The following is a 25,814-nucleotide window of genomic DNA, read 5'->3' on the forward strand; positions in this document are numbered from 1 at the left end:
GATTAATGGGTCCTGAACCTAGGGCAGACTTGCTTGATATGCCGACCGCCGCTGTTTGCGAAGCAGAATACTCACGATAACCAGATTTAGAATGCCAGCCAGCGCGGCCACAGCGTATGATGCTGTATAGTTGCCCGTCAGATCGTACAGCGCGCCGCCTTGGTATCCGCCGATGGCATGGCCGAACCAACCAAACATCGTCACGATGCCAAAGGCCGAAGCCCGCCGCGCAGGCGCGACCAGTGCGCGGATCGACACGAGCACGCCCGTCATCACGCCCGCATAACCAAAGCCATAAATGATGGCGTAAATATAGAAGGTGCTCAGGCTCTCAATATAGACAAAGCCGAAAACCAGCAGGGTCATCCATGCGGTTGCGGTCATATAGGCTGGCAGCGCACCTATCACATCCGCCAGTTTGCCAAAGGCCAGACGGCCCGCGATGGCAACAATCAGCATCACGAATATCACGCTCCCCGCCTGCTCTGGCGCAAAACCGCGATCCTGTATCAGCGGGACAAGATGCATCAATGGCACGGACATACAGGTGCAACACAGAATGATTGCCGCGCTCAGATAAAGGACCACAACATTTGTCGGCAATTCGGCCTGCGACGTTGCCTGCTGGGAGGTGGTCTGCGCATCGCTTAGCGCAGGCGGCTGACGCAGTAAAAAGCTGAGAGGGATCATTGTCACGAGCATGAACACCCCGATCGCTGCAAAGGCACCGCTTATGCCAAATGATCCGATGAGCATGGAGGAAACAAACGGAACAGCGCCCTGCCCCAATGCCTGCCCGGCAGAGGCAATGCCGATTGCCACACCGGCACCGACCAAAAACCAATTACCAACTGCCGCCATAACCGGCGGAAAGATCGCCCCTGCGCCGAAAAAGCCCGCGATGAAAAACAGCAGATAAAATTGCCAGAGCGATGTCAGCACAGAGGCCATGAGATAGCAAAGCCCCAGCACGACCACGCCGAACAGGACCACCGGGCGCGTGCCACGACGATCCGCCAGTGGCCCCATGACCAGACCGCCAAAGGAGAGACCCAGAATCCCGGCGAAGTTGATCAGCGTTGTGTCTCCCCTGCTCCAGCCGAAACCTTCTTGCATGGGCACGATAAAGGCGGACATGCCATTAACGATTGCGCCCATGGCGATTGCCAGGATAAGGGCCGCTGCGATCACGACAACCCAACGATAGGCGGGCTGAGTATCAGGGGTATTCATATGCGTACTGCCTTAAATTTTGCGAAAGTTCGCTAATGTATGCCGTAAAAATGATGATTCATGCGGCCGTCTGTCGGGGCCTTATGACAGTCAGTGCAATGGATATGACGATGAGCACAAGGGCGATCATCTTTTCCCACGATAGCGCCTCCCCCAGCAGCCATACCGAAGATAACACACCCACAACAGGCGCGATCAGTGTGGAAATGGCGGCGACTGTAGCTGAAAGTCGCCCCAGCAGCACGGTCCAGAGCACGTAACAGGCAACCATGGGGCCGCAAATATGAAATCCAAGGACCCACAGGGTTGCCGTGCTGGGCATAGAAACCGCGCCAGCGGGTTGCACGGCCCACATCAGCGGCCACGCCAGCGCGGCGGAAATCACAAAGAACCAGGCCGCCCGCGCCAGCGGTGAAAGCGTCCATTGGCGTGTCTGCATCAGGACATTCCCAATAGCCCAGGACAGCGCGGCTCCAAGCATAAGGACTGGTCCCAGAGGTGCCGCAATCAGCGCGGGCAAATCGGCGGAGGCGAGCAACCCAAGCCCTGCCAGGCTGATCCCAACCGCGAGAAGCAAGCGACTGTGCAGAACCTCGCCCAGAAAGGCGACAGACAAAAGCGCCGTCATGGCGGGCATGGTGTAAGCAATGATAGCGGCATTTGAGGACGGCGTGAAAAGCTGGCCTAATGCCGTCAGGGTATTGAAGCCGAAAAGCACAAAGAACGCGGTGAGAAACAGAGACGTAAGCTCGCCCGCAGCGGGCCGAAGCCGGTGGCCGAGGCCATAAGCAATGCCCACCAGCGCCAGCGCCGCCGTGCTAAATCCCACCGCGCGCAGTGTCAGCGGCGGAATTTCTGTCAGCATGAATTTGACGGCCGGCCAGTTCCACCCCCAAAGCAAACCAATGCTCACCACCATGCATAGCGTAACGGGATAGGCCGGTTTCATGCGGTGTCTCGCCCTATTGTAGGTCAGCCGCGGCAAACGCGGCTTCCACGGCATCCAGGAACATTTGCGCCTCGGGCCGTTGCAGAATAAGCGGGGGGCGGATCTTAAGGATGTTTGCGCCCGGTCCTGTGGCGCTGATCAGAACACCGTTTTCGCGCAAATGATTGACGATGAAACTGGCGCGCGCGGCGTGGGGTGTGTTTGTCGCACGGTCCGTCACACATTCCACCGCAAGAAACAGCCCCGCGCCGCGCACATCACCGATGGTACTGTGGCGCGTTGCGATGTCATGCAGCCCCTCTTTGAGGAAGGCACCGGTTTGAGATGCATTTGCCTGAAGGGCTTCGTCTCTGATCACATCGAGAACCGCCATACCAGCAGCAGCGGCCACCGGATTGCCACCGAACGTATTGAAGTAACGCGCTTTCTCTCCAAATTCCGCAACCAACTCTGGACGCATTGCCACCCCTGACACCGGAAACCCGTTGCCCATAGGTTTACCCATCGTGACCATATCGGGCACCAGCCCGTGCCGCTGAAACCCCCAAAACGCATCGCCCGTGCGTGCGAAACCCGGCTGCACTTCGTCAGCGATAAAAATTCCGCCTTCGGCACGTATCAAATCGACGGCTGGTTTGAGAAACCCTACCGGATCGGGCTGAAGCCCATCGCTAGAAAAGATCGTGTCGACGATAAACGCCGCTGGTTCGATCCCGTCGGCGCGCATTTCGGCAATCGCCTTGCCCAGATCAGCAGCAAGTTTGGCACCCTGATCCTTTGGCGGCACGCGAAGGGCGTCGGGTGCGTCGATCAACCGGATGCGCGGGCCACGCGGCGCGAACGCCCCCAGGGCGGGGGAAAGTTCCGCCACCGCTTCGGTCAGGCCGTGATAGGCAAGCCGCGTGACGATAACGCCCTGTCGCCCGGTATAACTGCGCGCAATCCGCAGGGCGATGTCGTTTGCTTCTGATCCGGTGCAGGTGAACATGACATGCCCCAAGGCATCGGGCATCGTCGCAAGCAACCGTTCTGCATAGGCAACCACATCTTCGTGCAGATAGCGGGTGTGGGTGTTCAGCACGCCTAGCTGCCCGGCGATGGCCTGCACAACGCGCGGGTGACAATGCCCGACAGAGGCCACGTTGTTGTAGGCATCCAGATATTTCTTGCCGGATTTATCCCACAGCCAAACACCTTCGCCGCGGACGATATGCAGCGGCTTTTCGTAAAACAGCCGATAGGCAGGGCCAAGCGCCTGCGTGCGGCGTTCGATCAAGGCTTTGTCGTCAGGGTCCAGCGCGCCCGCGTTGGCGGTGTCATAGGCATTGATCATGGTCATGAGCTGATTACTCCGTACCTGCGGCGGCGTGCAGGGCTTTTATCGTGGCCGCATCGCCAAGCCGGTCAAGCGTGTCGAGGCCCCGAAGGGACGCGGCGGCGTTGCGCAAAATATAGGCGGCGTTGTCGGGGTAGCGCTGCGCCCGTGATGCACCGATCGCAAGGGTGGTGGCATGGCGCAGCCGGATGAGCATCGGCAACAGCGTGACCTCTTCGTGTTCAAGCGGTAGCTTGTCGGCATATCCAGCCACCATCGCGCAGATCTGGCGCAATGGGTCTGCGCCATCATCAATCTGATAGGAACAGGCAACAGCGAGGTCGCAGACAATCGGCGTGTGCACCATATCGCCAAAATCAATCAATCCGACGGGATGAGTGGCCTCGGCCGCGTTCACGAGGACGTTGTGAGGGTTGAAATCATTATGCACCACCTGTGCCCGCAGATGTGGCAGACGAGGCGCTATGGTGGTGTCAAACTGGTCAAGGGTTCTTTCCAACCTGTCCCGCAAGTCGCCGTCTTGCACTGCGCGCACCAGCGGGCGCAGTTTGCCCGCCTGTTTGATATCCCACTGCAGAACATGACCGGCGGCAGGATGAAAGAAACCGCGCAGGCCCAGCGTTACCCGACCCAGAAACCCTCCTAGGGCATGATGCAGGCCGGGGGTGGCTGTGGCACTGCTAAGAATCGTGCCGCCGAGATAGGTAAGCAACCGCACGACATGGCTTTGACCATCGGCGGCTGTCACGATCTCACTGGCATTGCCGTTGAGGCTGGCACAGATGCGTTGGACGGGCAGAGTGGGATCGGCAGCGGCAAGGTGCATAAGCGCGGCGGTCTGCATGTCGGTAACAGCGCGGTCTTCAACCGCGTTGGTGATCTTCAACAAGGCTTCCTCGCCCGTCGGCAGGACGATCAGGAAATTTGAATCCTTTTCCGCCGACAGCCGCTTGATCGCCCCTGACACACCGTAAAACCGCATCGCGACATCGGCTGCCATTGCAGTGTCAAACGCAGGCGGATCATATGCCAGAAGGTCCACTTTGTCCGGACCGCATTCCGCCAGAACGTCGGCAAGAACTGGGGGCAGACTAACGCTCATGGCTCAATGTCCTCGGTCCCGCACCATTCCGCGATAAACAATGCCATGGCCTGCGTGATCTTTTTGACAGAGCTGATACTGACGGATTCGTTGATGCCGTGAATGTTGCGCGATTTCGGGCCATAACATAGCGCCGGTATCTTGTTATAAAGCGCATAGACACGGGTATCGAGGTATCCTGCCGTCATGAAAGATTTCAGCGGTGCGCCAATGGCCGCTTCATGGGCGCGTTCAAGCACCGCTTCTGCCGCGCTGCCCGGCTCCAGCACATAGCCTTCGGCGTGAAAGCCGTTGAAGACGACGTTGGGCGGATTGTTAGATAGAAACGCATCGCCCTGCGCAAAAGCACGGACGCGGTCGGTGATTTCGCGTGCGGCATCTTCTGCGTTGCGTCCCGGATAGATCGAAACACGGCAATCAATATTGCACCACGATGGCACGGAGGAAGCCCAGTCGCCGCCTTCGATCTTGCCGATGTTGAGGTTGATCGGGTGTGCCTCACCCTCAAAATGCGGATGATCGCCCTTTTCGGCATTCCAATCTTCTTCCATCTGGCGCAGGGCCGTAATGACACGGGTGGCGGCGTCGATGGCATTGGCCCCTTCGCCCATTTCGCGCACATGGACGGGTACGCCGCGCACTTGAACCTGAAACCAGATCACGCCGGTATTGGCGCGCACCAGCATTTCCTCTTCCGGTTCAGGGATAAAGACAGCATCGGCAGTATAGCCCTGCAAATAGGTCTGCAAAGCACCGTTGCCGGTGGATTCTTCCTCGACCACAGATTGCACATAAACCGTCGCCGCAGGTTGCAGCCCGATGCGCCGCAGCGCGTCGAGAGCAAAAAGGTTCGCCGCGGCCCCTGCCTTCATGTCAGCGGCACCGCGCCCATACATCCAGTCGCCGTCGATCTTGGCCGAAAATGGTGGGTCGTCCCACATATCGTGCAGACCTTCAGGCACCACATCGAGATGCGATTGAAGGATCAGCGAGCGGCCGGTTTCATCGCGGGGGCGGTGGATGCCCACGACGATGGGCGCGTCGGAATGATCGTCAGAGTATTTCGACCCGCCGGGATGCGCCTCAATTGCTGCGCGGTCCATTTTGAAGCGATCCATCGCATAGCCGCGCGTTTGCAGGGATTTGAACAGCAGGTCCTGGATGGCGTGTTCATGGCCACGCAAAGAGGGGATTTGCACCAATTGTTGCGTGAAGGAGATTTGATCAGAAAACCCGTCTTCGACGGCCTGAATGATCCGGTTTCTGAGGTCTGCACTTAATGCCACATCGTTTCCTTTCAGAGATCAGAGCGCCGCTTCGATGAGGTAGGGGCCGGGTTCTTTAGCCGCATCTTGGATGGCACGCATCAGATCGGTCACGTCTTCGACCCGGCGACCCGGTACGCCCATCCCCTTGGCCAGCGCCACGAAATCGAGGTGGGGGCGGTCAAGGTTGAGCATGCTCAGCGCGTCAGGCCCGGGCTGGGCACCGACATTGTGCAATTCGCCCTTGAGGATTTCATAAGACCGGTTGGCCAGTATGATAGTTGTCACATTTGCGTTTTCGCGCGCCTGCGTCCAAAGGCCCTGAATGGTGTACATCGCAGAGCCGTCGGCCTGTAGCGTGATAACGGGACGTTCGGGGCAAGCGATAGCGGCACCCGCAGACAGCGGGATGCCGATGCCGATTGACCCACCTGTAAGCGCCAGCCAGCTATTGGGCGCGGCAGTGGTGCCTGCCGCAAATGTGGCCCCGCCAGAGGAGACTGCCTCATCCACCACAATCGCGTTTTCGGGCAAGGCATGGGCCAGCGCGGCGGCGATGTTCTTGAGCGTGATCGCCCCCGCCGTCGGTACTGGCAACGCCGTCAGGTCGCCCGGCTGGCTGGGTTTTGCGCCGATCCGGTCTGCAAGGGCGGCAAGCGCAGTAGGCCCATGCCCGTCGACGTCGGCCAGCGTGACTGTATTGCACCCGACGGGCAGCAGCAGACTTGGCTTGCCGGGATAGGCAAAGAAGGCAACCGGATGCGTCGCCTCGACAAGAATGGCGCGCCTATAGGGTGCCAGCGTTTCAAGGGCTGCGTTGATTGGATAGGGGATTTTGTTCACGACAAAGCGGCCGCGCCCGCGTTCCATCCGGCGGTTTGATGTCGGCGCAAGGATATCTGCCCCGGTCTTTTCAGCGATGCCGTGCAGGAGGGCCAGCGCATCGCTATCCTCAAGCACGGAATTGGCCGCGATAATCACGGTTCGTTCGCCACTTTCCAGCGCGGCCACAGCGGCGGTTAATGCGCGTTCTTCCAAAGGCGCGGGGCCCTTGGGGGCTATCGCCTCTGCCAGCTTGCCGCCTGCGTCCCACCCGATGTCGGCAGGTGCGATGAGCGTGGCAATGCGCCCCGGATTGCCCTTGGCCACGGCCAAGGCTGTCATCGCATCAGCGGCAAAACTGCCCGCGTCACGGCCAGAGCGCACCCAGTCACTAAAGGGCGCGCAGGCACCTTCAACATCGGCAGACAAGGGTGCGTCATATTTCTGGTGCCGCAGGGCGTGATCGCCCACCAGGTTCAGCATCGGCACCCGCGCCTTGCGCGCGTTGTGCAGGTTGGCCGCAGCATTGGCAAATCCGGGTGCAAGGTGCAGCAAGGTCACCGCTGGTTTGCCTGCCATGCGGGCATAGCCATCCGCCGCGCCGGTAACCACGCCTTCGAACAGGCCCAGCACGCAGCGCATCAGCTTGGTTCGGTCCAGCGCATCCACAAACTGCATCTCTGAGGTGCCGGGATTGGCAAAACACACGTCGACCCCACCCGCATGCAAACTGCGCACAACGCTTTCGGCGCCGTTCATGTCTTTGGGTGCGGCGCTCATTGGGTGGCCCCACGGAATGTGGTGAGAAATGATTTCGCGTTGTCGGCCAGCGATGGCCCGAGATAGCCACCTTCCTGCACCAGTGCGGTTGGGATGTTCAGTTCCGCAAGCCGCCGCGCCATTTCGGCAAAACCGTCGGGATAGACGTTAACCGCCGCCAATGGATCGTCAGCGGCCATATCGAAACCCAACGAGATCACCAGCGCCTCGGCCCCAAAATCGCGTATCGCATCGATGCCCTTATTCAAAGCGGCCAGCACATCGTCCTGGCTGGCCCCCTGTTCAAGCAGCACGTTCAGCGATGCGCCCTCGCCCTCACCTTCGCCAGTTTCATCGGCGTGGCCGAGATAGAAGGTGGGATAAGTGGCCGGATCGGGGTGCAACGAGCAAAAGAAGATGTCGCCGCGTTCGTACAGAATATCGAGCGAGCCGTTGCCCGTATGAACGTCCACGTCGATCAGAGCGACCTTCTTGAATTTTTGGGTCAGATGATGCGCCACGATCGCGGCATTGTTGAAAAAGCAAAAGCCGTTGGAACAGTCGCGCATCGCATGATGCCCCGGCGGACGGCAAAGCGCATATGCCGCGCGGTCGCCTGCCAAAACGGCCTCGGCGGCTTCAACCGCGGTCTGCGCGGACCAATAGACAGCCTCCCAAGTGCCTTCGGTCAGGGGCGTCGAGGTATCCGTCATCCACCAGCCCAATTGGCCGTGAATATCCTTCGGCTCTTTTCCGCGCCGCACACCCGGGTGCATTGTCGGAATCGCAAGCGCCTCTGTCCCCGCGCTGGCGACAAAACGGCTGTGCGCGGTGGGCAGAAAGTCGACATAATCGGGGTTGTGCACGGCCTTGATCGGGGCCAGCCCGTGGTCTTGGGGTTTTGAGATCTCAAACCCTTCACCAATCAGCATATCGCGCAAAATTTCAGCACGTTGCGGCTGTTCTTGATGCGGCATCGCTGCGCCGCGACGAAAGTAATGTGTCGGTGCGTGGCGCAGCTGGCGTTCGTCGAAAAAGACTTTCATCGTAATCCCTGTGGTCTGATGGTGTTACCGCAAAGCATTGCAGTTTATATTTGCAGGCACAACAAGAATGATGCATCATGCATCAAAATGACACCCCGAATTCGACCGGGAAGCGCGAGGATGAGATGGATCAGATCAGTCAAGTTTCGCTAGGCGACGCTATTTACCAGCGGGTATGCCAGGATCTGGTCGGTGGCAAATTGCGCCCGAACGAGAAGGTGACGATCAGAGGTTTGGCCGCCGCTTTGGGGACAAGCTCGACCCCGGTGCGTGATGCCGTGCAGCGGCTTTTGCGGGACGAGGCGCTAGAACAGCGTAGCGTGCGTGATGTGCGGGTGCCTGTGCTAACACTGAAGAAATATCTGGAAATCGCGAGCATCCGGCGGGAGCTGGAAGGTTTTGCAGCAGGCCGCGCGGCAGAGGTGGTGGAACCGAAGGATATCGTGAGGCTCAAGCGGATCGTGGACAAGAACGAGACCGCCGCGCGTGGCGGGCGTTGGTCCCAAGCCGTGCAGTATAATCAGCAATTCCATTTCGCGCTGGCCGAAATCGCCGACATGCCCATCTTGCTTGGCATATTGGGGGGCTTGTGGCTGCGCATGGGGCCGTTGATCGCTGGCTATTATGCCCACGAGAAAATTGCGCTTGTTCAGCACCACCATGCGATCATTGTCGCCTGCGAAAACCGCGACCCGGTGGCCGCTGCTGCTGAAATGCGCGCCGATATAGACGACTCAAAGGAGGGAATAATCAGATACATCGATACGTTCAGGGACAAGGGTAATGATGCGTAAGCATCAGCAGCAAAATGCGGCATCCGGCAACAAGTCGCGACGCTTGAACCGCGTAAGAATCAACAGAAAACAACGGGGAATTTGAATGCTTAAACCTATGAAATTAACCGCCGCCATTCTGGCGCTGGCGCTTGCCAGCCCATTGGCCGCCCAAGACGGGGAGCCGCAATCGGGCGGCACCCTTAACGTTGTGATCCAGCCGGAACCGCCCAGCCTGATGCTGGGTCTTGTGCAGAACGGACCGACCCAGATGGTCGGCGGGGACATCTACGAGAGCCTGCTGCGATATGACTTTGATCTCAAGCCTGAGGGCCAGCTTGCTGAATCCTGGGAAATCTCGGAAGACGGCAAGACCTATACTTTCAAACTGCGCGAAGGTGTCGTTTTTCACGATGGCACGCCGTTTACCTCTGCCGACGTTGAATTTTCGATGGACAAGTTCCTGCGCGAAAGCCACTCGCGCATGCGTACCTATATGGAGCATGTCGAAAGCATCGAAACCCCTGACGACCTAACCGTTGTTTTCAACCTAAAGCAGCCGTTTGGCCCCTTTATTGGCATCTTTGAGCCCGGTACGGCACCGATGATCCCAAAACACATCTACGAAGGCACAGATTTCGCCAGCAACGAGGCGAACAATACGCCCATTGGCACCGGCCCCTTCAAGTTCGACAAATGGGAAAAAGGCAGCTTTATCCATCTGGTGAAGAACGAAGATTACTACATGGAAGGCAAGCCTTACGTCGATGAGGTGTACTACCACGTGATCCCTGACGCCGCTTCGCGTGCGGTTGCTTATGAAACGGGCAAGGTTGACGTGCTGCCCGGCGGCTCCGTCGAAAACTTTGACGTGGCGCGCATTCAGGCGATGGAAAACACCTGTATCACCGACAAAGGCTGGGAATATTTCGGGCCACTGTCATGGATGTGGGTCAACAACGACAACAAGCCGCTGGACGATGTAAAAGTGCGTCAAGCGATCATGCACGGGATCGACCGTGAGTTCGCAAAAGACGCGCTGTGGAATGGTCTGGGCAAAATCTCGACCGGTCCGCTGTCTTCTTCCACCCGGTTCTGGGATGGTGATACGCCAGATATTTCCTATGACCCGGAGAAAGCCAAAGCCTTGTTGGTCGACAGCAGCTATAACGGCGAAACCATTCGCATCCTTGGCCTGCCTTATGGCGAGACATGGCAGCGTTGGGCCGAAGCGGTCAAACAGAACCTGAGCGAGATCGGCATTACATCCGAGATCGTACCGTCGGACGTAGCAGGCTGGAATCAGAAAGTCGCGGATCGTGACTTTGATCTCGCATTTACCTACCTCTACCAATACGGCGACCCGGCACTTGGCGTATCGCGGACCTACATGGGCGACAATGCCGCGCCTGGTTCGCCTTGGAACAACGTGGCGAACTATCAGAATCCCGAAACGGACAAGCTGTTTGCCGAAGCGGCGCTGATGGCCAACCCCGAGGACCGCAAGGCCGCCTATAAGCAAATTCAGGATCAGATCGTGGCGGACGTGCCGAACATCTGGTTGCTGGAGCTGGGCTTTCCGACGATCTATCGTTGCGACATCAAGAACCCCGTAAACACCGCCTTTGGTGTGAACGACGGTTTCCGCGACGTGTGGATCGACCAAAAGTAAGGACAAATAATGTCCAAAGGTCCGGGCCGCTGCTGTGGCCCGGACCCTCTTAAAACAAGAACAGGGCGGATAGCGTGATACGATTTATAGTGGGCAGGTTGATCAAGGCGGTGTTTATCCTCCTGGCGATCCTCGTCTTCAATTTCCTGCTGATACATGCGGCCCCCGGCGATCCGGCGGCGGTCATGGCTGGTGAAGCCGGTGCGGCAGATGAAAAATTCCTTTTAGATCTACGCGCCCGCTTTGGTCTTGATCAGCCGCTGTACATGCAGCTGTGGCTTTATATCAAAGGGGCGGTTCAACTGGACCTCGGCTATTCCTTCCGGCAGCAAATGTCGGTAGCCGAGATGATCGGGGACCGACTGCCAGCGACGCTTTTGCTAACCGGCGTGGCCTTTGTTCTGTCTCTCGTGCTGGGAGTTACGGCCGGCGTGGCCGCCTCTGCCCGTCAGGGCAGCTGGGGCGACACGATCATTTCGACGGTCGCACTTTTGTTCTATGCAACACCGCTGTTCTGGGTCGCGCTGATGGCCACCTTGGTCTTTTCCGTCTGGCTCGAATGGTTGCCAGGCTTTGGCTATTCGACCATCGGTGCTGGCTATACGGGTATGGCCCATGTTCTCGACGTGGCCAAACATCTGGTGCTCCCCGCGTCCACGCTTGGGCTTTTCTTCATGGCGATCTACATGCGAATGACCCGCGCCTCCATGCTCGAAGTGTCCCGGCTCGATTTTGTGAAAACAGCGCGCGCCAAAGGGCTGAAACGCGGCGTCATTCAGCGGCGTCATATTCTGCGCAACGCGCTTTTGCCGGTGATTACCTTGGCTGGTCTTCAGGCCGGGCAGATTTTCGGCGGCGCGATCCTGACGGAGACGGTATTCGCCTGGCCGGGCATCGGGCGGCTGATGTTCGAGGCGATCAACCAGCGAGATTATAACGTGATCCTCGGCGTCTTTTACATTTCGGCGGCGATGGTGCTGCTGTTCAACCTGATCACCGACGTTGTCTATGTCATTGTTGATCCGCGGATAAGGCTGACGACATGATGAGCTTTTGGAAACGCTTCAGCTATAACCGTGGCGCCGTTATTGGTCTGGTCATTCTGGCGCTTGTGGTCGCAACAGCTATGCTCGCCCCGATCCTGTTCCCGCAAAGCCCTTGGAAGATGGTGCAGCGCCCGTTCTTGCCCCCCTTCACTCAGGACGGTCTGATGCTTGGCACGGATGCGCTGGGGCGCAATGTTATGGCGGGGTTGGCACATGGGGCCTATGTCAGCCTTCTGGTCGGTTTGGTGTCGACGATCGTCGCGCTGGCCATCGGCGTGCCGGTTGGCGCGATGGCGGGGTATTTTGCGGGACGTACGGATGATGCGCTCATGCGGTTTACCGAATTTTTTCAGACAATACCTAGCTTTGCCCTGGCCATCGTACTTTTGGCGATCTTTCAGCCCAGTCTGACCTTTGTGATCATCGCAATCTCAATCGTCTCATGGCCGCCCGTTGCACGACTGGTCCGGGGCGAAGTGCTGTCGCTGCGCACGCGTGAATTTGTTGAGGCAGCGACCCTGTCGGGCCTAGGCAATCTGCAGATCATCACACGCCATATCCTGCCCAATGCCTTGCCGCCAATCATCGTGCTGGCCTCGCTCATGGTGGCGCAGGCGATCTTGCTGGAAAGCTCGCTTTCCTTTCTTGGACTGGGTGATCCCAACATCATGTCTTGGGGCTATATGATCGGGGCGGCCCGCACGGTGATACGCACCGCCTGGTGGCTATCGTTCCTGCCGGGGATGGCGATCCTTTTGACCGTGCTGGCGCTGAACCTGATCGGCGAGGGCCTGAATGATGCGCTTAATCCGCGTTTGACGAGGACATCCGAATGACCCTGCTAAGTATCCGCGACCTGTCCATCGCCTTGCCTGTTGGGGCGGACCGCCTTTATGCGGCCAAGGACATCAACTTTGACCTCGCTCCCGGCGAAATCCTCTGTATCGTGGGGGAAAGCGGATCGGGCAAATCCATGTCGGCGAATGCCGTGATGGGGCTGCTACCACAGGGTGTTTTGCCCGACAGCGGCAGCATCACCTTTAACGGACAGTCAATTTTGGGCCTGTCGGAAAAAGAAATGCTCAAGCTGCGCGGCAGCCGTATTTCGATGATCTTTCAGGAACCGCTAAGCGCATTGAACCCGCTGATGCGTGTTGGTGCACAGATCGCAGAAGTGTTCGAAGCTCATGGCGCGCTGACCGGGGCCGAACGGCGCGCGCGGGCGCTGAAGCTGCTGGATGAGGTGGGCATTCCCGATCCCAACGCCGCGATACGGGCCTATCCTTTCCAGCTATCTGGTGGACAGCGACAGCGCGTGATGATTGCGATGGCGCTGGCGCTGGAGCCGGACATCCTGATTGCGGATGAACCGACGACGGCGCTGGATGTCACGACCCAAGCACAGATTCTCAAGCTGATCGAAGATCTGCGCCGCGCGCGTGGCATGGCGGTTATTTTCATTACCCATGATTTTGGTGTCGTCGCCGATATCGCTGATAGGGTGATTGTAATGAAAAAGGGTGAAATCGTCGAAAGCGGCACGGCGCATGACGTCTTGTTGAAACCGCAGCACCCCTACACCCGCGCTCTGATCGACGCGATCCCCCGACTAACCCATCCCCACGAGGTGAACGAAGCTGAACGGACGCCGATACTGACGGTGGAAGGTTTGCAAAAAACCTTCTCAACCGGGTCAGGCACTTTTCTTGGCAAACGCCGTGTGGTCAAGGCTGTTCAAGACGTGAGTTTTGAACTCTATGCGGGTGAAACCATCGGTATCGTGGGTGAATCCGGTTCTGGTAAGTCCACCGTGGGGCGCTGCATTGTCCGGCTATTGGACCCAGACGGTGGGCGTGTCCTGATGGATGGTGTTGATATTGCCGATATGGCGGGCGTGGAATTGCGCAACCAACGGCGCAAGTTGCAGATGATCTTTCAGGACCCGTTTTCATCCCTGAACCCCCGTGCGCGAGTCTCGCGCATCCTGACCGAAGGATTGATTGCCTACGGCACCTCCAAGAGCGATGCGCAGGCCCGGGCGCGCGAACTGCTTGAAATGGTCGGGCTGGATGCATCCGCGATGAAGCGGTTTCCGCATGAATTTTCCGGGGGGCAGCGACAACGGATTGGGATCGCACGCGCATTGGCATTGGACCCGTCCATTATCATCGCGGACGAGGCGGTATCGGCGCTTGATGTGTCAATCCAGGCCCAGGTGCTGGACCTACTGGCAGAACTGAAATCCCGGCTTCATCTTTCGATGCTCTTTATCACCCATGACCTGCGGGTGGCGGCACGCATCTGTGATCGGATCATTGTGATGCAAAAAGGCCGGATCGTCGAAGCAGGGCCGGTGGGCAAAGTGTTACATGACCCTGACACCGCTTATACCCGCAGCCTGCTGGACGCTATTCCGGGACAGGAATACGAGCGCGCGTTGGCGGCAGCAGACTAGCGCGCCCGCCAACGCCTAAACGTGCCTAGGGGCATCAATTCAGGACATCGACTTGGAAATGGACAATATGGCGCAAGGCCAGAAGACGCTTCTGCTCACGGGTGCAAGCCGTGGTATCGGCCATGCCACGGCCAAGAAATTTGCGGACAAGGGCTGGCGGGTGATCGGCTGCTCCAGGCAAGCCTTCTCGCCCGAATGCCCGTGGCCCGGCGGCGCGCGCGACCATGTGCAAGTAGATCTGAGCGATCCGAAGATGACCATGGAAGCAGTCAATCGCGTAAAAGAGTTGCTCGATGGCAGCCCGCTTCACGCGCTGGTCAATAACGCGGGTGTTTCGCCCAAGGGCCCGCAGGGTGAACGGTTGAGCACGCTTGACACAGACCTGCGGGTTTGGGGAGAGGTCTTCCACGTCAATTTCTTTGCCTCGGTCGTTTTGGCACGCGGGTTACAGCACGAACTGTCACTGGGGCGCGGCTCTGTGGTCAATGTCACCTCCATAGCGGGTTCGCGGGTGCATCCGTTTGCCGGGGCTGCATATGCAACGTCAAAGGCGGCCTTGGCGGCACTGACGCGCGAAATGGCCCATGATTTCGGCCCTCTTGGGGTCAGGGTTAATGCGGTGGCACCGGGCGAGGTGGAAACCGATATTCTGAGCAAAGGTACGGACAAAATTATCGCGACTGTGCCCATGCGGCGCCTTGGCCAGCCGAACGAAGTCGCCAAGGCGATTTATTTTCTATGCTCCGATGAAAGCTCCTATGTATCGGGGACTGAAATTGAAGTGAACGGTGGGCAGCACGTTTAGGGGCTGGCCCTCGAGCGGAGAACAATATGACGACTGGAGTGGTCCACCTATTGGGATAGAATTACCCCGTTTTCAGGAGGACGATGAGATGACTGGCAAGCGAGAGAAGCCCGAGGGCATCGTGCTGAAGCTCCGACAAGTTGAAGTTCTGCAAGGGCAAGGGCGGTCAACGGCGGAAGCCCTGCGACAAATCGGCGTGACGGTTCAGACTTACTATCGGTGGCGCAAGGAGTTCGGCGGCATGAGCCGCGATCAACTCAAGCGATTAAAGCAACTCGAGGTCGAGAATACCCGGCTCAGACGTGCGGTGTAGGATCTGACGCTGGACCAGATGATCCTGGCCGAGGCTGCACGGGGAAACTTCTAAGCCCCTCCCGCCGCAGGCAGTGCATCGATCATGTGCGCCAAACCCTCAGTGTATCTGAGCGCACGATTTGCCGCACATCAGGTCAGCATCGGTCGACGCAGCGCAAGGTGCCCTGTGGTCTGCCGGACAAAGCACGGCTGACCGAGGACATAATCACACTGTCCGAAGAGTTCGGACGCTGTGGATATCGCATGATCACCGGAATGCTGAACCACAGCGGCTGGCATGTAAATCACAAGCGCGCCTCTCATCACTGCAAGCAGCGACTGGCGGGCAGTGATCGAACGGATTTGGCGGCAGCAAGGGCTCACTGAATATCCCCTAGTATTGTAGGCACTTTCTTCCCTAATTTTGAGGCAAGGAGGCCGTTATGGGGAAGCCAAATTTCAGTGAAGATTTTGAGCGTGATGCGGTGCATCGATTGCAGTGCGGGGGTACGCCGTTCGTGAGGTTTCAGAGCGCTTAGGCGTCAGCACTTACTCGCTCTACAAATGGATGAAGTTGTACGAGAAGGCAGCATCACAGTCATCATCTGTGGACCACGAGGCTGAGAACCGGAGGCTCGAGCGTGAGCTGGCGCGGATGACTGAGGAGCGCGATATCTTAAAAAAGACAGCCGCGTACTTCGCCAAGGATGCAAGATGAAGGACGCGTTGGTGGCCGAGCATCGCCCTCAGTATTCGGTACGCAGGATATGTCGTTGCCTCAACATTCATCCTAGCGGGTTCTACGCATGAATTAACAATCCATTACGCCACCGTGCGCGTGAGGATGCGCGTCAGACGAAGCTGCTCAAAGACGCATGGAAAGACAGCGACAAGGTTTCTGGTTATCGCAAGCTGCATGATGATCTGATGGAGTTGGGTGAGGCCAGTTGCCCAAACCGTGTTGCTAGGCTGGCCCGTCTGGGAGGAATCCGCGCTGAGATCGGCTACAAACGCAAGTCGGGCAAGTGTGGTGGTAAACCTTCGGTCGTGATCGGCTGGGCCACCCAGTCACACCAACTAACCGATCTTATCTTACAAGCGTTGCTAATGGCTGTCTGGCGGCGCAAACCAAAGAAATCCGTCCTGATCCATACCGACCAGGGTTCGCAATATGCCAGTCGGGATCAGGCCGCTTTTCTGCGGGCGCACAACATCGAACATTCAATGAGCAGGCGTGGAAACGATCATGACAACGCGGTCGCAGAGAGCTTCTTTAACTTGCTGAAACGCGAACGCATACGTCGGCGAACATATAAGACCCGCGAGCAAGCCAGACAGGACATCTTTGACTACATCGAAATGTTCTATAACCCAAAACGCAAACATGTCAGAAACGGGACGCTGTCCCCCGTCGACTGTTGACTGTCACCGAGAGCGCAATGTGAACCAAGAAGGTGTCTAGGAAACTAGGGGCTATTCAGACATTAGCTGCATTGCAGAAATTCGGTGCAAAGGGCTCTTTGCTGACGTTCGCTGCGTTTGCACAGGAGATCAATGCCAAATAGGAAGGCAGGAGGCGGCTACGATGAACAACTTTCTTGAAATCTGAACCCCATGAAAGGCCCCAGATGATGTTGATACAACGCATAAGGGATCACCTTTGTGAGATTGCAGAGAACGCACTTCCCATTACGTATCAGGCACTCGCGAAGGCCCTTGAACTCTCGCCGCCAAATACGATCCACCAGCTTACTGTGGCCCTCGAATTCATGATTGAAGAAGATGTCGCCGCCGGTCATCCATTGATCGCAGCACTGGTGATCAGCAAAGCAAGAAGTGGATTACCGGCTCCCGGCTTTTTCGCATGTGCAAAGCGCGTTGGGCGTTTTGGCGGCGATCCGTTCGGACCCGAAGCTGCCGCCTTTTTTGCGATCGAATTCGATGAAGCTCTCAAATTTTGGCGCTCATCTTGAGTGTATGGACCGGTCCAAAGCCGACGTCTAACAGTAATCTTGCATGCTGCGGTGCGGCCCGTCGAAGGACACGTTCATGCATCGCGCAGCATTTTGTCTGCCGAAACGTAAGTCGGCGAACAAACCCGACTTTCCGTGCTTAAAGAAGCAATGATTTATCGCGACATCAGGCGGACCGTCATCTGCCGTCTGCTCAGTAGAGAAACGGCACGAATTTCGCTGTTTTCCGAGCATAGGCGCGGAACTCCTCGCCATAACGGTCAGCCAGATATTCGTCGAGTGGCGGGATGTGGTAAAAGACGAACAGCAAGGTCATCAGGAGCGGGATCGAAAAGGCCCAGATCGAGGCCGTCAGCATGGCCCAGCCGGTGAACAGGATGCTGTCACCAAAATAGTTGATGTGCATCGAATAGCCAAATAATCCGCTCGTAAAACAACGCCCTTTTGAACCTGAAAGTTTCTTCCAAGCGCGGCGCTGCAGCTCGGATCCGGTGTTCAGATATGACCCTAACAGCAGCAGCGCGATACCGACCCAATCCCACGGCCTAAGCGGCGTGGCTTCACCAGTCAAAATCCCGGCCCCCAGCACCAGAAATCCGACTTCGAAGATCGCGATAAAAACGGTCAAGCCCAGCCCCTCAGACAGTTCGACCTTGCGTTGTAACAGCACGAACAGGGTGATCATGTGGCGCAGCCAGTAAAGCACAGCCGCGCCAGCCAGCACCTTGGCGCGGGTCTGATCGGCCCATTCGAAGGCTCCGAAAGCCAGCCACAGGCAGATCGCTACAATGGTGCTGTGCAGAAGGGCAAAGATCAGTTTGATCCCGAACGAATAATCATGCGCGCGGTCCACGCCGCCATACTTGGTTGTCATCTTGTTTCCTTTGTCTCGCAACGCTCACTGGCGTGGCTTAGAATGGCTTGAACACCATCAGGAAAAGCGACGCGAAACTCATGATGAGTGCGGCAATGCCAATGGGTGCGGCTGCCCTGAACGTGGCTTCATACCTGTCCGGCAGCGCTGCGCCGCCGTCTTGGGCGGCTTCGGTTGCAATGTCATGCAGCTTCCGTTCGACCCGGTCGCCAACCACGAATGCCACAAGCAGGGCCAGGCTGAGGGCGATAGAGGCAACCAGCCAGCCAGTCCACCAGTCATAGCCTAGCAGCCCCATCATCCAGAGACCTGAGGCCGGGAGGACCAGCAGCGATGGCGCCATGAAAACCGAGTTGATCCGTGTCACGATGCGTAGCAGTGCCGCCGCCTCGGTAGAGGTCGAGCTCCGGGCCTGGGCGTGGATCACACCGTTGAGGATGGTCGCCCCCACCATAAGGATCACGGCAAGGATGTGGATCAGCTTCACGGACAGGAAAAGGTCGGGCATTGGGCTCTCGTTTATTTCGTCCATGTGGACTATTTAATGTCTATGGACCCCACGTTCGATTCATGTCAATCGTATTTCGACCAAGTGGACGAAATAAATGCCGAAATTTGTCGATCATGAAGCTTACAGCCAAAATCTGGCGCGGCGAGCTGCCAAATACTTCTCGCGGCACGGGTATGCCGGGACCAGCATGCGCAAGGTCGCCGACGATCTGGGGGTCTCGAAAAGCGCGCTTTATCATTACTTCCCAACCAAGGAAGACCTGTTTCTGGCCTGCACGAAACAGGTCATGTCCGGATTCAATGCGGACCTTGTTGATCCGGCCCTGTCTGAACAAGAAAACCTTGCACGTCTGACGGATATTCTTCGTGGGGACTTTGCGGCCGAGATGGCCCTGACATTCGACTACCTGCGCGGCAAAAGCCCCGCCGAAATTGCGGCGGACGAGGCAATGCAGGTGGCTATGGATACCTATCGCAACGTGGTCACGAGCATTGTCGGGGAAAAGCGGGCCGAGGTTACCCTCGCCTGCCTGTTCGGTGGCTTGTTGCTGGAATACATGTCTGGGCAGTGATGCCCCTCCGGACCCTGGTATAGCTCCGGCTGTTAGGGCTCAAACCGGACTTTAGCCGCTCCGCAGCATGGAACAATAAGCATTTAGATCGGCCAGATGGTGGCTATGCCCGACTCTACTGCCGTTGATAGCCTCCGATTAAATGTCTTCTCTGGAGAAAGCCTTAACAGACGGCGTGTTTGCTCAAGGAAAATCAACGGCAGGAAGATTTCGCAGCGACTAAAGCCATGGCCCGACGATCGAGCAGTGGTCTTCTTGGTGCTGTACCGCTTCAATATCCTTTATTTATATGGGTCATGCTGATCACCGATTTCGCGAAGCCAACTATCGCCAAGTAGCAGGTGGTGGTCCCCAGCAGCCGATGGCAGGGGACCACATAGCTTTTACTTTGGCAGCTTCATCTCGCCGTAATCGCCACGGGCGTAGAGGGTCACAGTCACATCCTGCTTATCGCGGTTGCGCCAGAACCAGCCGTGATTGCCGGTAAAGGCGGCCGTCAGAACGCCCTCGCCGCGTGGCTCTGCGCGGCCTTTTTCATAGCTGATGTTTTTTCCGCCGCCGTCGCCGTGCAGGTCATAATTGACGACCCCGCCTTCCGCAATCCAGAGAAATTCAGCTTCGGCGCCTTCTTCCATTGTCAGCTTGACCTCGGCACCTTCGCCTGGTGTTAGAACGAGACTGTATTGTTCGGTCCATTCCTCTACCACGACTTCCTCGGCATAGGCCGCCCCGAAGAATATCCCGAAGATACCGCCGCTGACACTGGACTGCTCTTCGACCACAGGGGCCGGTTGAAGCTGCATCAGCCGGTCCTCTTCGGCTTCGTCTGCCAGCTGGGTTTTGATCTCGCCCATTTCGGCAAGCCCTATGGCTTTTCCGACGCCGGTGGGGTCGATGCCGTATTCGGCTGGCAGCACTACCAGCGTCAAGATCGCCACAGCCGAAGCCGCCGCGATTGCAGTTGACTTCAACAACTGCGCCGAGGTTGGCAGGTCTTCGGGGGTGGGTTTGTTACCATTGTGCATTTCAAGTTTTCCTTTGAATTAAGAGAGAATGAAGCCGGTCAACTGGTATCCAACCAGTATGAATCCGGCCGACATCATGACGACGTTCGCGGAATAGGCGTGCTTCCAAAAACTCGCCGTCCTGCGCCAAAAGCCCATGCCAATCAGGATCGCGGCAAGCGCGAGGATCTGGCCCAATTCCACGCCCACATTAAACGCCAGCAGGTTGGGCAAAAGCCCGTCTTTGGCGATGTTGTAGTCGAGGATTTTGGTAGCCAGCCCCAGCCCGTGAAAGAACCCGAAGATCAGGGTCGCGGCCTTGGTATTGGGCTGAAACCCGAACCACCGCTGATAAGCGCCCAGATTATCGAGCGCCTTGTAAACGACGGACAGCCCGATGATGGCATCGATCAAGTAAGAGCTGAAGTTCCAGCCAAAGTAGACCCCGGCCAGCATGGTGGTTGAATGGCCGATGGCAAAGAGACTGACATAAATGGCGACGTGCTTCATCTTGTACAGGAAGAATACGACGCCAAACAGGAACAGCAGATGGTCGTAGCCCGTGACCATATGTTTGGCCCCGAGGTACATGAACGGGATCAGCTTCATGCCGCTGACCTCCATGATATAGCCTTTATCACCGGCGGTGACGGCATGGGCGTAGGCAGATGATGCAAAGGCCAGAAGAGCCAGCAGGATCATCACCAGCAGGATTAGGGGCTGCTGCAAAGCGTGCGGGTTTGCCCCCGAACCAAAGTTTCGGTTGTGTGTCATTTTGTGATTTCCGCGTGGTTAAATATTGGATGAGCGGGCCGAAAGGCCGTGTCTATCCGCGCGGAGGCCGATCCAGATCGAATATGGTACGGTTCGACATGTCCGAAGCGATCGTGATCCAGACCGTAGTAGAACGGGCGAGATAATTTGCCTCCCGCCGTTGCGGCAGAACCGCCACCGTATGATCGTGGTCGACTATGTCATGGGGGTGCCCGTGATAGGCATCCGCAACATCTACGAGATCGTCGTGATCATGGCCGTGATCTACGATACTTGTTTGTTGCGGCTCAGCAATCTGCGCGAGGTCCGGCGGGTTGTGCGAAGCGATGCGCGCATTGGCGGACATCAGGATGCCCATCGCCAAGGCGAAGGTCAGTGCGTACTGAAAGAGCGTCGCAATCTGCAGTTTCATCCTGCTCAACTTCCTGCGGGTTCTGGGAGACCTGCCTACTTGCTCTATCCCCTCGGGGGGGATAGAGCTTTCTTATGACAGATCATTTGCCGCATGCAACCCACCCTGAAATCGTGAAACGGCTGAAACGTGCCAACGGACATTTGTTAAGTGTCATTGGCATGATTGAGGCGCAGAGGGCCTGTGTCGATTTGGCCCAGCAGCTCCACGCCGTCGAGAAAGCCATCGCGCAAGCCAAGCGCACGCTAATCCAAGATCACATTGACCATTGTCTTGATGCCGTGCTGGCTGCGCCCAAAGATGAAAGCGTGCGAACAATCTCTGATTTCAAGGATATCACCAAGTACCTTTGAGAGGTCATGATGCTCTCCATTCTCGCTGACAGCACCTACCGCCATCTCTTTCTGGCACAAATCATAGCACTCTTGGGGACCGGCCTTGCCACGGTTGCCCTCGGCTTGCTCGCCTATGATCTTGCGGGGACAAATGCGGCGCTGGTTTTAGGTTTCGTCTTTACGATCAAGATGGTGGCATATGTCGGGGTGGCACCAATAGCTGGCGCCTTTGCCAACCGCTGGCCCCGGCGGACGATGCTCGTCAGTCTGGATCTGATCCGCGCCGCCGTCGCCCTTTGCCTGCCCTTTGTAAGTGAAATCTGGCAAGTCTACGTGTTGATTTTTGCGTTGCAGTCGGCCTCTGCCGCCTTTACGCCGACGTTTCAGGCGACCATCCCAGACATTCTGCCGGAAGAAGAGCGATACACGCGCGCGCTGTCCCTCTCTCGTTTGGCGTATGATCTGGAGAACCTGATCAGCCCGGCTTTGGCGGCATTGCTGCTGGCCTTCGTGAGCTATCAAACCTTGTTCTTTGGAGCAGTGGTCGGGTTCGCAGGTTCTGCATTGTTGGTGATATCCGTGGTGTTGCCGAGCCCGCAAGAAACAACACGACGGGGGATTTACGACAGAACGACGCGAGGGTTACGGATCTACCTTGCAACACCCCGTCTGCGGGGCCTTCTGTCGCTGAACCTTGCGGCTGCTGCTGCGGGTGCCATGGTGCTGGTGAATACGGTTATCCTCGTCAAATCAGGTTTCGGCTTCGGAGATACCCAAGTTGCTATCGCGCTCGGCGCGTTCGGCGGCGGCTCGATGCTTGCCGCTCTCGTGCTCCCCCGATTGTTGGATAGCTGGGCGGATCGACCTGTGATGATCGGGGGTGCTGCAATACTGGTCGTCACCTTGCTGGGTCTTGCTGCCATCGGTGTCGTGAACGGCCTGCAGTGGTATCTATTGCTCACCGGTTGGGTTGTTATCGGCATCGGGTATTCGACAGTGCTGACCCCTTCGGGGCGTCTGTTGAAACGCTCGGCGCACCCTGAGGACCGACCTGCGGTTTATGCCGCGCAGTTTGCCCTGTCCCATGCCTGCTGGCTTGTGACCTATCCGCTTGCCGGTTGGCTGATTACAATTTCAGGGCCTGCGACGGCCCTTGTCAGCCTCGCGTCACTTGCCGCTCTCGGATTGGCTGGTGGCCTGCTCCTCTGGCCCCGCGACGATGCGGAAGCTGTCGAACATGTTCATGAGAATTTGCATGAAGATCATCCTCATCTGCGAGACGGGCGGTCGCACAGCCATCCGATCGTTATTGACGATTACCACGCCCACTGGCCCCGTGTGGGCGATAAGACATTACGATGACGGCAATTCTGAGTATTGCGGAAGTGCAAAACCAGACATTGGATGCATTGCGGTATTTGACATGTATGGGCTCGAACCTGCCGTTAGCTGCGGATGCACCCCGGAAAATACCGGGGCGCCGCCCCGAGCGCCCTCTTTCTTCGGATTGCCGATTTTAGTTTGCGGGCGCGGCGAATGGTGGCTATGCGGACAAAGTGAGCTTTCGCTGCATGTGCGCCAATGTCCGGTTCGGTGAACTGTTCATCAAACGGTAGCATTTGAAGCTGCCTGTGTGGGTGCCGGGAAAGCAAGATGTTGGTCGATGGTCGCGTGTCAGGTCCTGCTTGACACTTCCAATACCAAAACCGTAAGACGAGGGCAGGTATTGGGCACCTGCCGCCTGCGGACGCAAGTCTCGGTGACGCTCAAATTGACAAAGACATACACCCTCGAAGCATTTCGCAGGTGGCAACGCAGGCTCCCATCCCATCAGAAATGCCTCATCCGAGGAGTGAATGATGTCGTCTCAAAACGCATCCGAGAATCGATTTTTAACGACTACGCCGAAGCGGCTTTTTGTCGCCAATGCTCTGCCTATGATGCTTATCATGGTGATGAGCGGTCTTTTGACCGTCGTAGATGCGGTGTTTCTGGGCCACTTCGTCGGGGCTGATGCCCTTGCGGCCGTCAGCGTCGTATTCCCTGTTATCATGATCACAATAGCACTCTCGACCCTTGTCGGCGGGGGAATGTCCAGCCTTCTCGCACGTCATTTGGGGGCAGGAAATTACAGTGATGCGGTTGCTGTATTCGCGCAAGCGCATGGTCTGGCGCTGTTTCTGTCACTTTTGCTCATATCGGCCTTTGGTGTCTTCGGCGGGGTCGTCATAGACGCGCTTGCGAACGGTCGGCCCGACATTGGACACATGGCTTATACCTATCTGGCTATCATGATCCTTGCGACGCCTGTGCAACTGCTCTTGAGTGTCCATGCAGACGCTGGGCGAAACGAAGGGCGTGCGGGCCTGATGGCGTTGATATCAGTCGGCGTCACACTCGCCAATATCGCATTGAATTACGTGTTGATCGTGCGCCTCGACATGGGCGTTGCGGGGTCAGCTTGGGGAACGGCAATTGCCCAGGGGGTAGGCCTTGCACTTCTTTTAGGCTTGCGTTTGCCCAGGCAAGAAATCTTGTCCCTTACGGTCCTTAGAAACGCACGTTGGGTTGGAAAATGGAAAGCGATATTGGTCCTTGGAGCCCCTGTCAGTCTTAGCTTCATCGGGATAGCGTTGGTTTCAGGAACGGTGATCTCGACGCTGCGACTGACGTCCGACACCGGCTATGTCGAGGGGATTGCCGCTTACGGCATCGTGACCCGAATTTTCAGTTTCACATTCATGCCCCTCATGGCCATTGCATTGGCAACCCAAAGTATTGTCGGAAACAACGTGGGCGCAAAGCTTTACCACCGCTCAAATGCTATCCTGCGGATCGCCCTCACTGTAGCCGTTCTTTACTGTGCTGCCATTGAGATGATCTTGCTTTCCGGAAGTGCTTGGATTGGCCGAGGCTTTGTCAGCGATCAACGGGTGATCGCACAGGTTGGGGTCATTTTGCGCCCAATGTTGTCCCTTTATCTGTTTTCTGGTCCGGTTCTTGTGCTCGCCCTCTATTTTCAAGCTATTGGAAAACCCGTACATACCGCCGCTCTAACGTTGATTAAGCCCTTTGTGTTCAGCCCTCTGCTGATCGCCACTTTGGGCATTTTTTATGGCGCACAAGCGATCTGGCTTGCCTTCCCAATTGCTGACGGGATCGTGGTTAGTATCGCCATTTGGATTGTGATCGCGTCCCAAAGGACGGGTAAAGACAACATTGGTTTTGGATTGTCGGGTCAGGAGGAAGCACGATGAACCTACAATCTGTGATAGAGGCCAAATCCCAAGCTAAGGCCTTGCGCGCATCACTCGCCGCGCAAGGCACAACCATCACCCATGCGCGGGCACTGGAACTCGTCGCCCATCAGAATGGTGCCCGAGATTGGAACAGGCTTCAAGCCAAGCTGTCACGGGCAGAGCCGCAGCTTTTTCATCTCAATGACGAAGTTAGCGGGCACTATCTGGGGCAGGCCTTCACTGGGCGGATCGTAGCTCTTTCAAAGGTGGGCGCAAACACGCAGGTTTCGCTTCAGCTGAACGAACCTGTTGATACGGTGCAGTTCGAAAGCTTCTCAAACATGCGCCGACATATCAGAGGCATGGTAGGGCCCAACGGCCGATCACCCCGCAAAACGTCAGACGGCGCGCCGCACTTGGTCATAGATATTCCGAGCAGGTGATCTGAAATTTCTGATCGGCAACCAATTTCGGGTGGTTGCCGTTCATGCGCGCAACCTAAATCGCACTTTCGCGCAGCTTGCCGCATCGGTGAGTATGGGCTCGTTGCTGCCGTTCGCTGCG

Annotated in this window: 24 protein-coding genes and 2 pseudogenes; 14 read left to right on the top strand and 12 right to left on the bottom strand. The window is 57.3% G+C overall.

What is annotated here, in order from left to right:
* Positions 1-18 precede the first annotated feature (18 nt).
* Genes AC1965_RS14170 through AC1965_RS14200 form a run of 7 tightly spaced genes read right to left on the bottom strand, consistent with a single transcriptional unit; the run spans position 19 to position 8,512 of the window.
* Positions 19-1,233, bottom strand: coding sequence for an MFS transporter (locus tag AC1965_RS14170; protein ID WP_483884497.1), 1,215 nt, complete (start codon positions 1,231-1,233; stop codon positions 19-21).
* A gap of 58 nt (positions 1,234-1,291) precedes the next feature.
* On the bottom strand, positions 1,292-2,182 hold the full coding sequence (locus AC1965_RS14175; protein WP_483884498.1) for a DMT family transporter: 891 nt from the start codon (positions 2,180-2,182) through the stop codon (positions 1,292-1,294).
* A 13-nt stretch (positions 2,183-2,195) separates the two neighbouring features.
* Positions 2,196-3,521 (bottom strand): aspartate aminotransferase family protein, encoded by a 1,326-nt coding sequence (locus AC1965_RS14180; RefSeq protein ID WP_483884499.1) that lies wholly within the window; start codon positions 3,519-3,521, stop codon positions 2,196-2,198.
* Positions 3,522-3,528: 7 nt separating this feature from the next.
* Positions 3,529-4,620 carry a phosphotransferase gene (locus tag AC1965_RS14185; RefSeq protein ID WP_483884500.1) on the bottom strand — a complete coding sequence of 364 codons (1,092 nt, stop codon included), beginning with the start codon at positions 4,618-4,620 and terminating at the stop codon, positions 3,529-3,531.
* A complete protein-coding gene (locus tag AC1965_RS14190; protein WP_483884501.1) occupies positions 4,617-5,906 on the bottom strand; it encodes an ArgE/DapE family deacylase in 1,290 nt (429 codons plus the stop codon). Before AC1965_RS14190 ends, AC1965_RS14185 begins: the two co-directional genes overlap by 4 nt.
* 18 nt (positions 5,907-5,924) lie before the next feature.
* The gene (locus AC1965_RS14195; protein ID WP_483884502.1) at positions 5,925-7,487 is read right to left on the bottom strand and encodes an acetolactate synthase large subunit; all 1,563 of its coding nucleotides are present in this window, start codon (positions 7,485-7,487) and stop codon (positions 5,925-5,927) included.
* Positions 7,484-8,512: a histone deacetylase family protein gene (locus AC1965_RS14200; RefSeq protein ID WP_483884503.1), complete on the bottom strand. Its 1,029-nt coding sequence runs from the start codon at positions 8,510-8,512 to the stop codon at positions 7,484-7,486. The genes AC1965_RS14195 and AC1965_RS14200 overlap by 4 nt, the downstream gene beginning before the upstream one ends.
* A gap of 77 nt (positions 8,513-8,589) precedes the next feature.
* On the opposite strand from AC1965_RS14200, the gene AC1965_RS14205 reads away from it, so the two are divergent.
* From AC1965_RS14205 to AC1965_RS14245, 9 genes and pseudogenes are all read left to right on the top strand, one after another.
* Positions 8,590-9,306: a GntR family transcriptional regulator gene (locus AC1965_RS14205; protein ID WP_483884504.1), complete on the top strand. Its 717-nt coding sequence runs from the start codon at positions 8,590-8,592 to the stop codon at positions 9,304-9,306.
* Positions 9,307-9,403: 97 nt separating this feature from the next.
* A complete protein-coding gene (locus AC1965_RS14210) occupies positions 9,404-10,957 on the top strand; it encodes an ABC transporter substrate-binding protein (protein WP_483884505.1) in 1,554 nt (517 codons plus the stop codon).
* Positions 10,958-11,031: 74 nt separating this feature from the next.
* Positions 11,032-12,003 (top strand): ABC transporter permease, encoded by a 972-nt coding sequence (locus AC1965_RS14215; RefSeq protein ID WP_483884506.1) that lies wholly within the window; start codon positions 11,032-11,034, stop codon positions 12,001-12,003.
* Positions 12,000-12,839 (top strand): ABC transporter permease, encoded by an 840-nt coding sequence (locus tag AC1965_RS14220; RefSeq protein ID WP_483884507.1) that lies wholly within the window; start codon positions 12,000-12,002, stop codon positions 12,837-12,839. The genes AC1965_RS14215 and AC1965_RS14220 overlap by 4 nt, the downstream gene beginning before the upstream one ends.
* Positions 12,836-14,458: an ABC transporter ATP-binding protein gene (locus AC1965_RS14225; protein ID WP_483884508.1), complete on the top strand. Its 1,623-nt coding sequence runs from the start codon at positions 12,836-12,838 to the stop codon at positions 14,456-14,458. The genes AC1965_RS14220 and AC1965_RS14225 overlap by 4 nt, the downstream gene beginning before the upstream one ends.
* Before the next feature lie 58 nt (positions 14,459-14,516).
* Positions 14,517-15,263, top strand: coding sequence for an SDR family NAD(P)-dependent oxidoreductase (locus tag AC1965_RS14230; protein WP_483887052.1), 747 nt, complete (start codon positions 14,517-14,519; stop codon positions 15,261-15,263).
* A gap of 88 nt (positions 15,264-15,351) precedes the next feature.
* Positions 15,352-15,872, top strand: a pseudogene (locus tag AC1965_RS14235) (transposase); the annotation flags it as partial.
* A 128-nt stretch (positions 15,873-16,000) separates the two neighbouring features.
* Positions 16,001-17,019, top strand: a pseudogene (locus tag AC1965_RS14240) (IS3 family transposase).
* A 166-nt stretch (positions 17,020-17,185) separates the two neighbouring features.
* On the top strand, positions 17,186-17,530 hold the full coding sequence (locus AC1965_RS14245; RefSeq protein ID WP_483884509.1) for a hypothetical protein: 345 nt from the start codon (positions 17,186-17,188) through the stop codon (positions 17,528-17,530).
* A 193-nt stretch (positions 17,531-17,723) separates the two neighbouring features.
* Here the strand turns inward: AC1965_RS14245 and AC1965_RS14250 are convergent, their stop codons facing one another.
* Both AC1965_RS14250 and AC1965_RS14255 read right to left on the bottom strand, forming a co-directional pair.
* Entirely contained in the window at positions 17,724-18,404 is a 681-nt protein-coding gene (locus AC1965_RS14250; protein WP_483884510.1) for a DUF1295 domain-containing protein, read from the bottom strand.
* A 37-nt stretch (positions 18,405-18,441) separates the two neighbouring features.
* A complete protein-coding gene (locus tag AC1965_RS14255) occupies positions 18,442-18,912 on the bottom strand; it encodes a DUF2269 family protein (protein ID WP_483884511.1) in 471 nt (156 codons plus the stop codon).
* Between the two features lie 97 nt (positions 18,913-19,009).
* Here AC1965_RS14255 and AC1965_RS14260 point away from each other — a divergent pair, with 97 nt between their 5' ends.
* Complete coding sequence (locus tag AC1965_RS14260) at positions 19,010-19,486, top strand: TetR/AcrR family transcriptional regulator (protein ID WP_483884512.1); 477 nt, start codon at positions 19,010-19,012, stop codon at positions 19,484-19,486.
* 383 nt (positions 19,487-19,869) lie between these two features.
* Here AC1965_RS14260 and AC1965_RS14265 read toward each other — a convergent pair whose 3' ends face one another.
* The 3 genes from AC1965_RS14265 to AC1965_RS14275 form a co-directional block, all read right to left on the bottom strand.
* The gene (locus AC1965_RS14265) at positions 19,870-20,511 is read right to left on the bottom strand and encodes a transmembrane anchor protein (protein ID WP_483884513.1); all 642 of its coding nucleotides are present in this window, start codon (positions 20,509-20,511) and stop codon (positions 19,870-19,872) included.
* Positions 20,512-20,529: 18 nt separating this feature from the next.
* Positions 20,530-21,192 (bottom strand): HupE/UreJ family protein, encoded by a 663-nt coding sequence (locus AC1965_RS14270; protein ID WP_483887053.1) that lies wholly within the window; start codon positions 21,190-21,192, stop codon positions 20,530-20,532.
* Positions 21,193-21,316: 124 nt separating this feature from the next.
* On the bottom strand, positions 21,317-21,676 hold the full coding sequence (locus tag AC1965_RS14275; protein WP_483884514.1) for a hypothetical protein: 360 nt from the start codon (positions 21,674-21,676) through the stop codon (positions 21,317-21,319).
* 74 nt (positions 21,677-21,750) lie between these two features.
* Here AC1965_RS14275 and AC1965_RS14280 point away from each other — a divergent pair, with 74 nt between their 5' ends.
* From AC1965_RS14280 to AC1965_RS14295, 4 genes are all read left to right on the top strand, one after another.
* The gene (locus tag AC1965_RS14280; protein WP_483884515.1) at positions 21,751-22,029 is read left to right on the top strand and encodes a metal-sensing transcriptional repressor; all 279 of its coding nucleotides are present in this window, start codon (positions 21,751-21,753) and stop codon (positions 22,027-22,029) included.
* A gap of 9 nt (positions 22,030-22,038) precedes the next feature.
* Entirely contained in the window at positions 22,039-23,373 is a 1,335-nt protein-coding gene (locus AC1965_RS14285; protein WP_483887054.1) for an MFS transporter, read from the top strand.
* A gap of 494 nt (positions 23,374-23,867) precedes the next feature.
* Positions 23,868-25,268 (top strand): MATE family efflux transporter, encoded by a 1,401-nt coding sequence (locus AC1965_RS14290; RefSeq protein WP_483884516.1) that lies wholly within the window; start codon positions 23,868-23,870, stop codon positions 25,266-25,268.
* Positions 25,265-25,693 carry a glyoxalase superfamily protein gene (locus AC1965_RS14295; protein ID WP_483884517.1) on the top strand — a complete coding sequence of 143 codons (429 nt, stop codon included), beginning with the start codon at positions 25,265-25,267 and terminating at the stop codon, positions 25,691-25,693. Before AC1965_RS14290 ends, AC1965_RS14295 begins: the two co-directional genes overlap by 4 nt.
* Positions 25,694-25,814 lie beyond the last annotated feature (121 nt).

It is taken from the genome of Sulfitobacter sp. KMM 9851, assembly GCF_057178245.1.

Bases quoted from the DNA above. Each gene is read 5' to 3' on its own strand.
- AC1965_RS14250 (WP_483884510.1), bottom strand. From the start codon at position 18,404: ATGACAACCAAGTATGGCGGCGTGGACCGCGCGCATGATTATTCGTTC.
- AC1965_RS14245 (WP_483884509.1), top strand. From the start codon at position 17,186: ATGATGTTGATACAACGCATAAGGGATCACCTTTGTGAGATTGCAGAG.
- AC1965_RS14205 (WP_483884504.1), top strand. From the start codon at position 8,590: ATGCATCAAAATGACACCCCGAATTCGACCGGGAAGCGCGAGGATGAG.
- AC1965_RS14220 (WP_483884507.1), top strand. From the start codon at position 12,000: ATGATGAGCTTTTGGAAACGCTTCAGCTATAACCGTGGCGCCGTTATT.
- AC1965_RS14295 (WP_483884517.1), top strand. From the start codon at position 25,265: ATGAACCTACAATCTGTGATAGAGGCCAAATCCCAAGCTAAGGCCTTG.
- AC1965_RS14275 (WP_483884514.1), bottom strand. From the start codon at position 21,676: ATGAAACTGCAGATTGCGACGCTCTTTCAGTACGCACTGACCTTCGCC.
- AC1965_RS14280 (WP_483884515.1), top strand. From the start codon at position 21,751: ATGACAGATCATTTGCCGCATGCAACCCACCCTGAAATCGTGAAACGG.
- AC1965_RS14210 (WP_483884505.1), top strand. From the start codon at position 9,404: ATGAAATTAACCGCCGCCATTCTGGCGCTGGCGCTTGCCAGCCCATTG.
- AC1965_RS14175 (WP_483884498.1), bottom strand. From the start codon at position 2,182: ATGAAACCGGCCTATCCCGTTACGCTATGCATGGTGGTGAGCATTGGT.
- AC1965_RS14185 (WP_483884500.1), bottom strand. From the start codon at position 4,620: ATGAGCGTTAGTCTGCCCCCAGTTCTTGCCGACGTTCTGGCGGAATGC.
- AC1965_RS14180 (WP_483884499.1), bottom strand. From the start codon at position 3,521: ATGACCATGATCAATGCCTATGACACCGCCAACGCGGGCGCGCTGGAC.
- AC1965_RS14290 (WP_483884516.1), top strand. From the start codon at position 23,868: ATGATGTCGTCTCAAAACGCATCCGAGAATCGATTTTTAACGACTACG.
- AC1965_RS14265 (WP_483884513.1), bottom strand. From the start codon at position 20,511: ATGCACAATGGTAACAAACCCACCCCCGAAGACCTGCCAACCTCGGCG.
- AC1965_RS14195 (WP_483884502.1), bottom strand. From the start codon at position 7,487: ATGAGCGCCGCACCCAAAGACATGAACGGCGCCGAAAGCGTTGTGCGC.
- AC1965_RS14260 (WP_483884512.1), top strand. From the start codon at position 19,010: ATGCCGAAATTTGTCGATCATGAAGCTTACAGCCAAAATCTGGCGCGG.
- AC1965_RS14255 (WP_483884511.1), bottom strand. From the start codon at position 18,912: ATGCCCGACCTTTTCCTGTCCGTGAAGCTGATCCACATCCTTGCCGTG.
- AC1965_RS14230 (WP_483887052.1), top strand. From the start codon at position 14,517: ATGGACAATATGGCGCAAGGCCAGAAGACGCTTCTGCTCACGGGTGCA.
- AC1965_RS14270 (WP_483887053.1), bottom strand. From the start codon at position 21,192: ATGATCCTGCTGGCTCTTCTGGCCTTTGCATCATCTGCCTACGCCCAT.
- AC1965_RS14225 (WP_483884508.1), top strand. From the start codon at position 12,836: ATGACCCTGCTAAGTATCCGCGACCTGTCCATCGCCTTGCCTGTTGGG.
- AC1965_RS14170 (WP_483884497.1), bottom strand. From the start codon at position 1,233: ATGAATACCCCTGATACTCAGCCCGCCTATCGTTGGGTTGTCGTGATC.
- AC1965_RS14285 (WP_483887054.1), top strand. From the start codon at position 22,039: ATGCTCTCCATTCTCGCTGACAGCACCTACCGCCATCTCTTTCTGGCA.
- AC1965_RS14200 (WP_483884503.1), bottom strand. From the start codon at position 8,512: ATGAAAGTCTTTTTCGACGAACGCCAGCTGCGCCACGCACCGACACAT.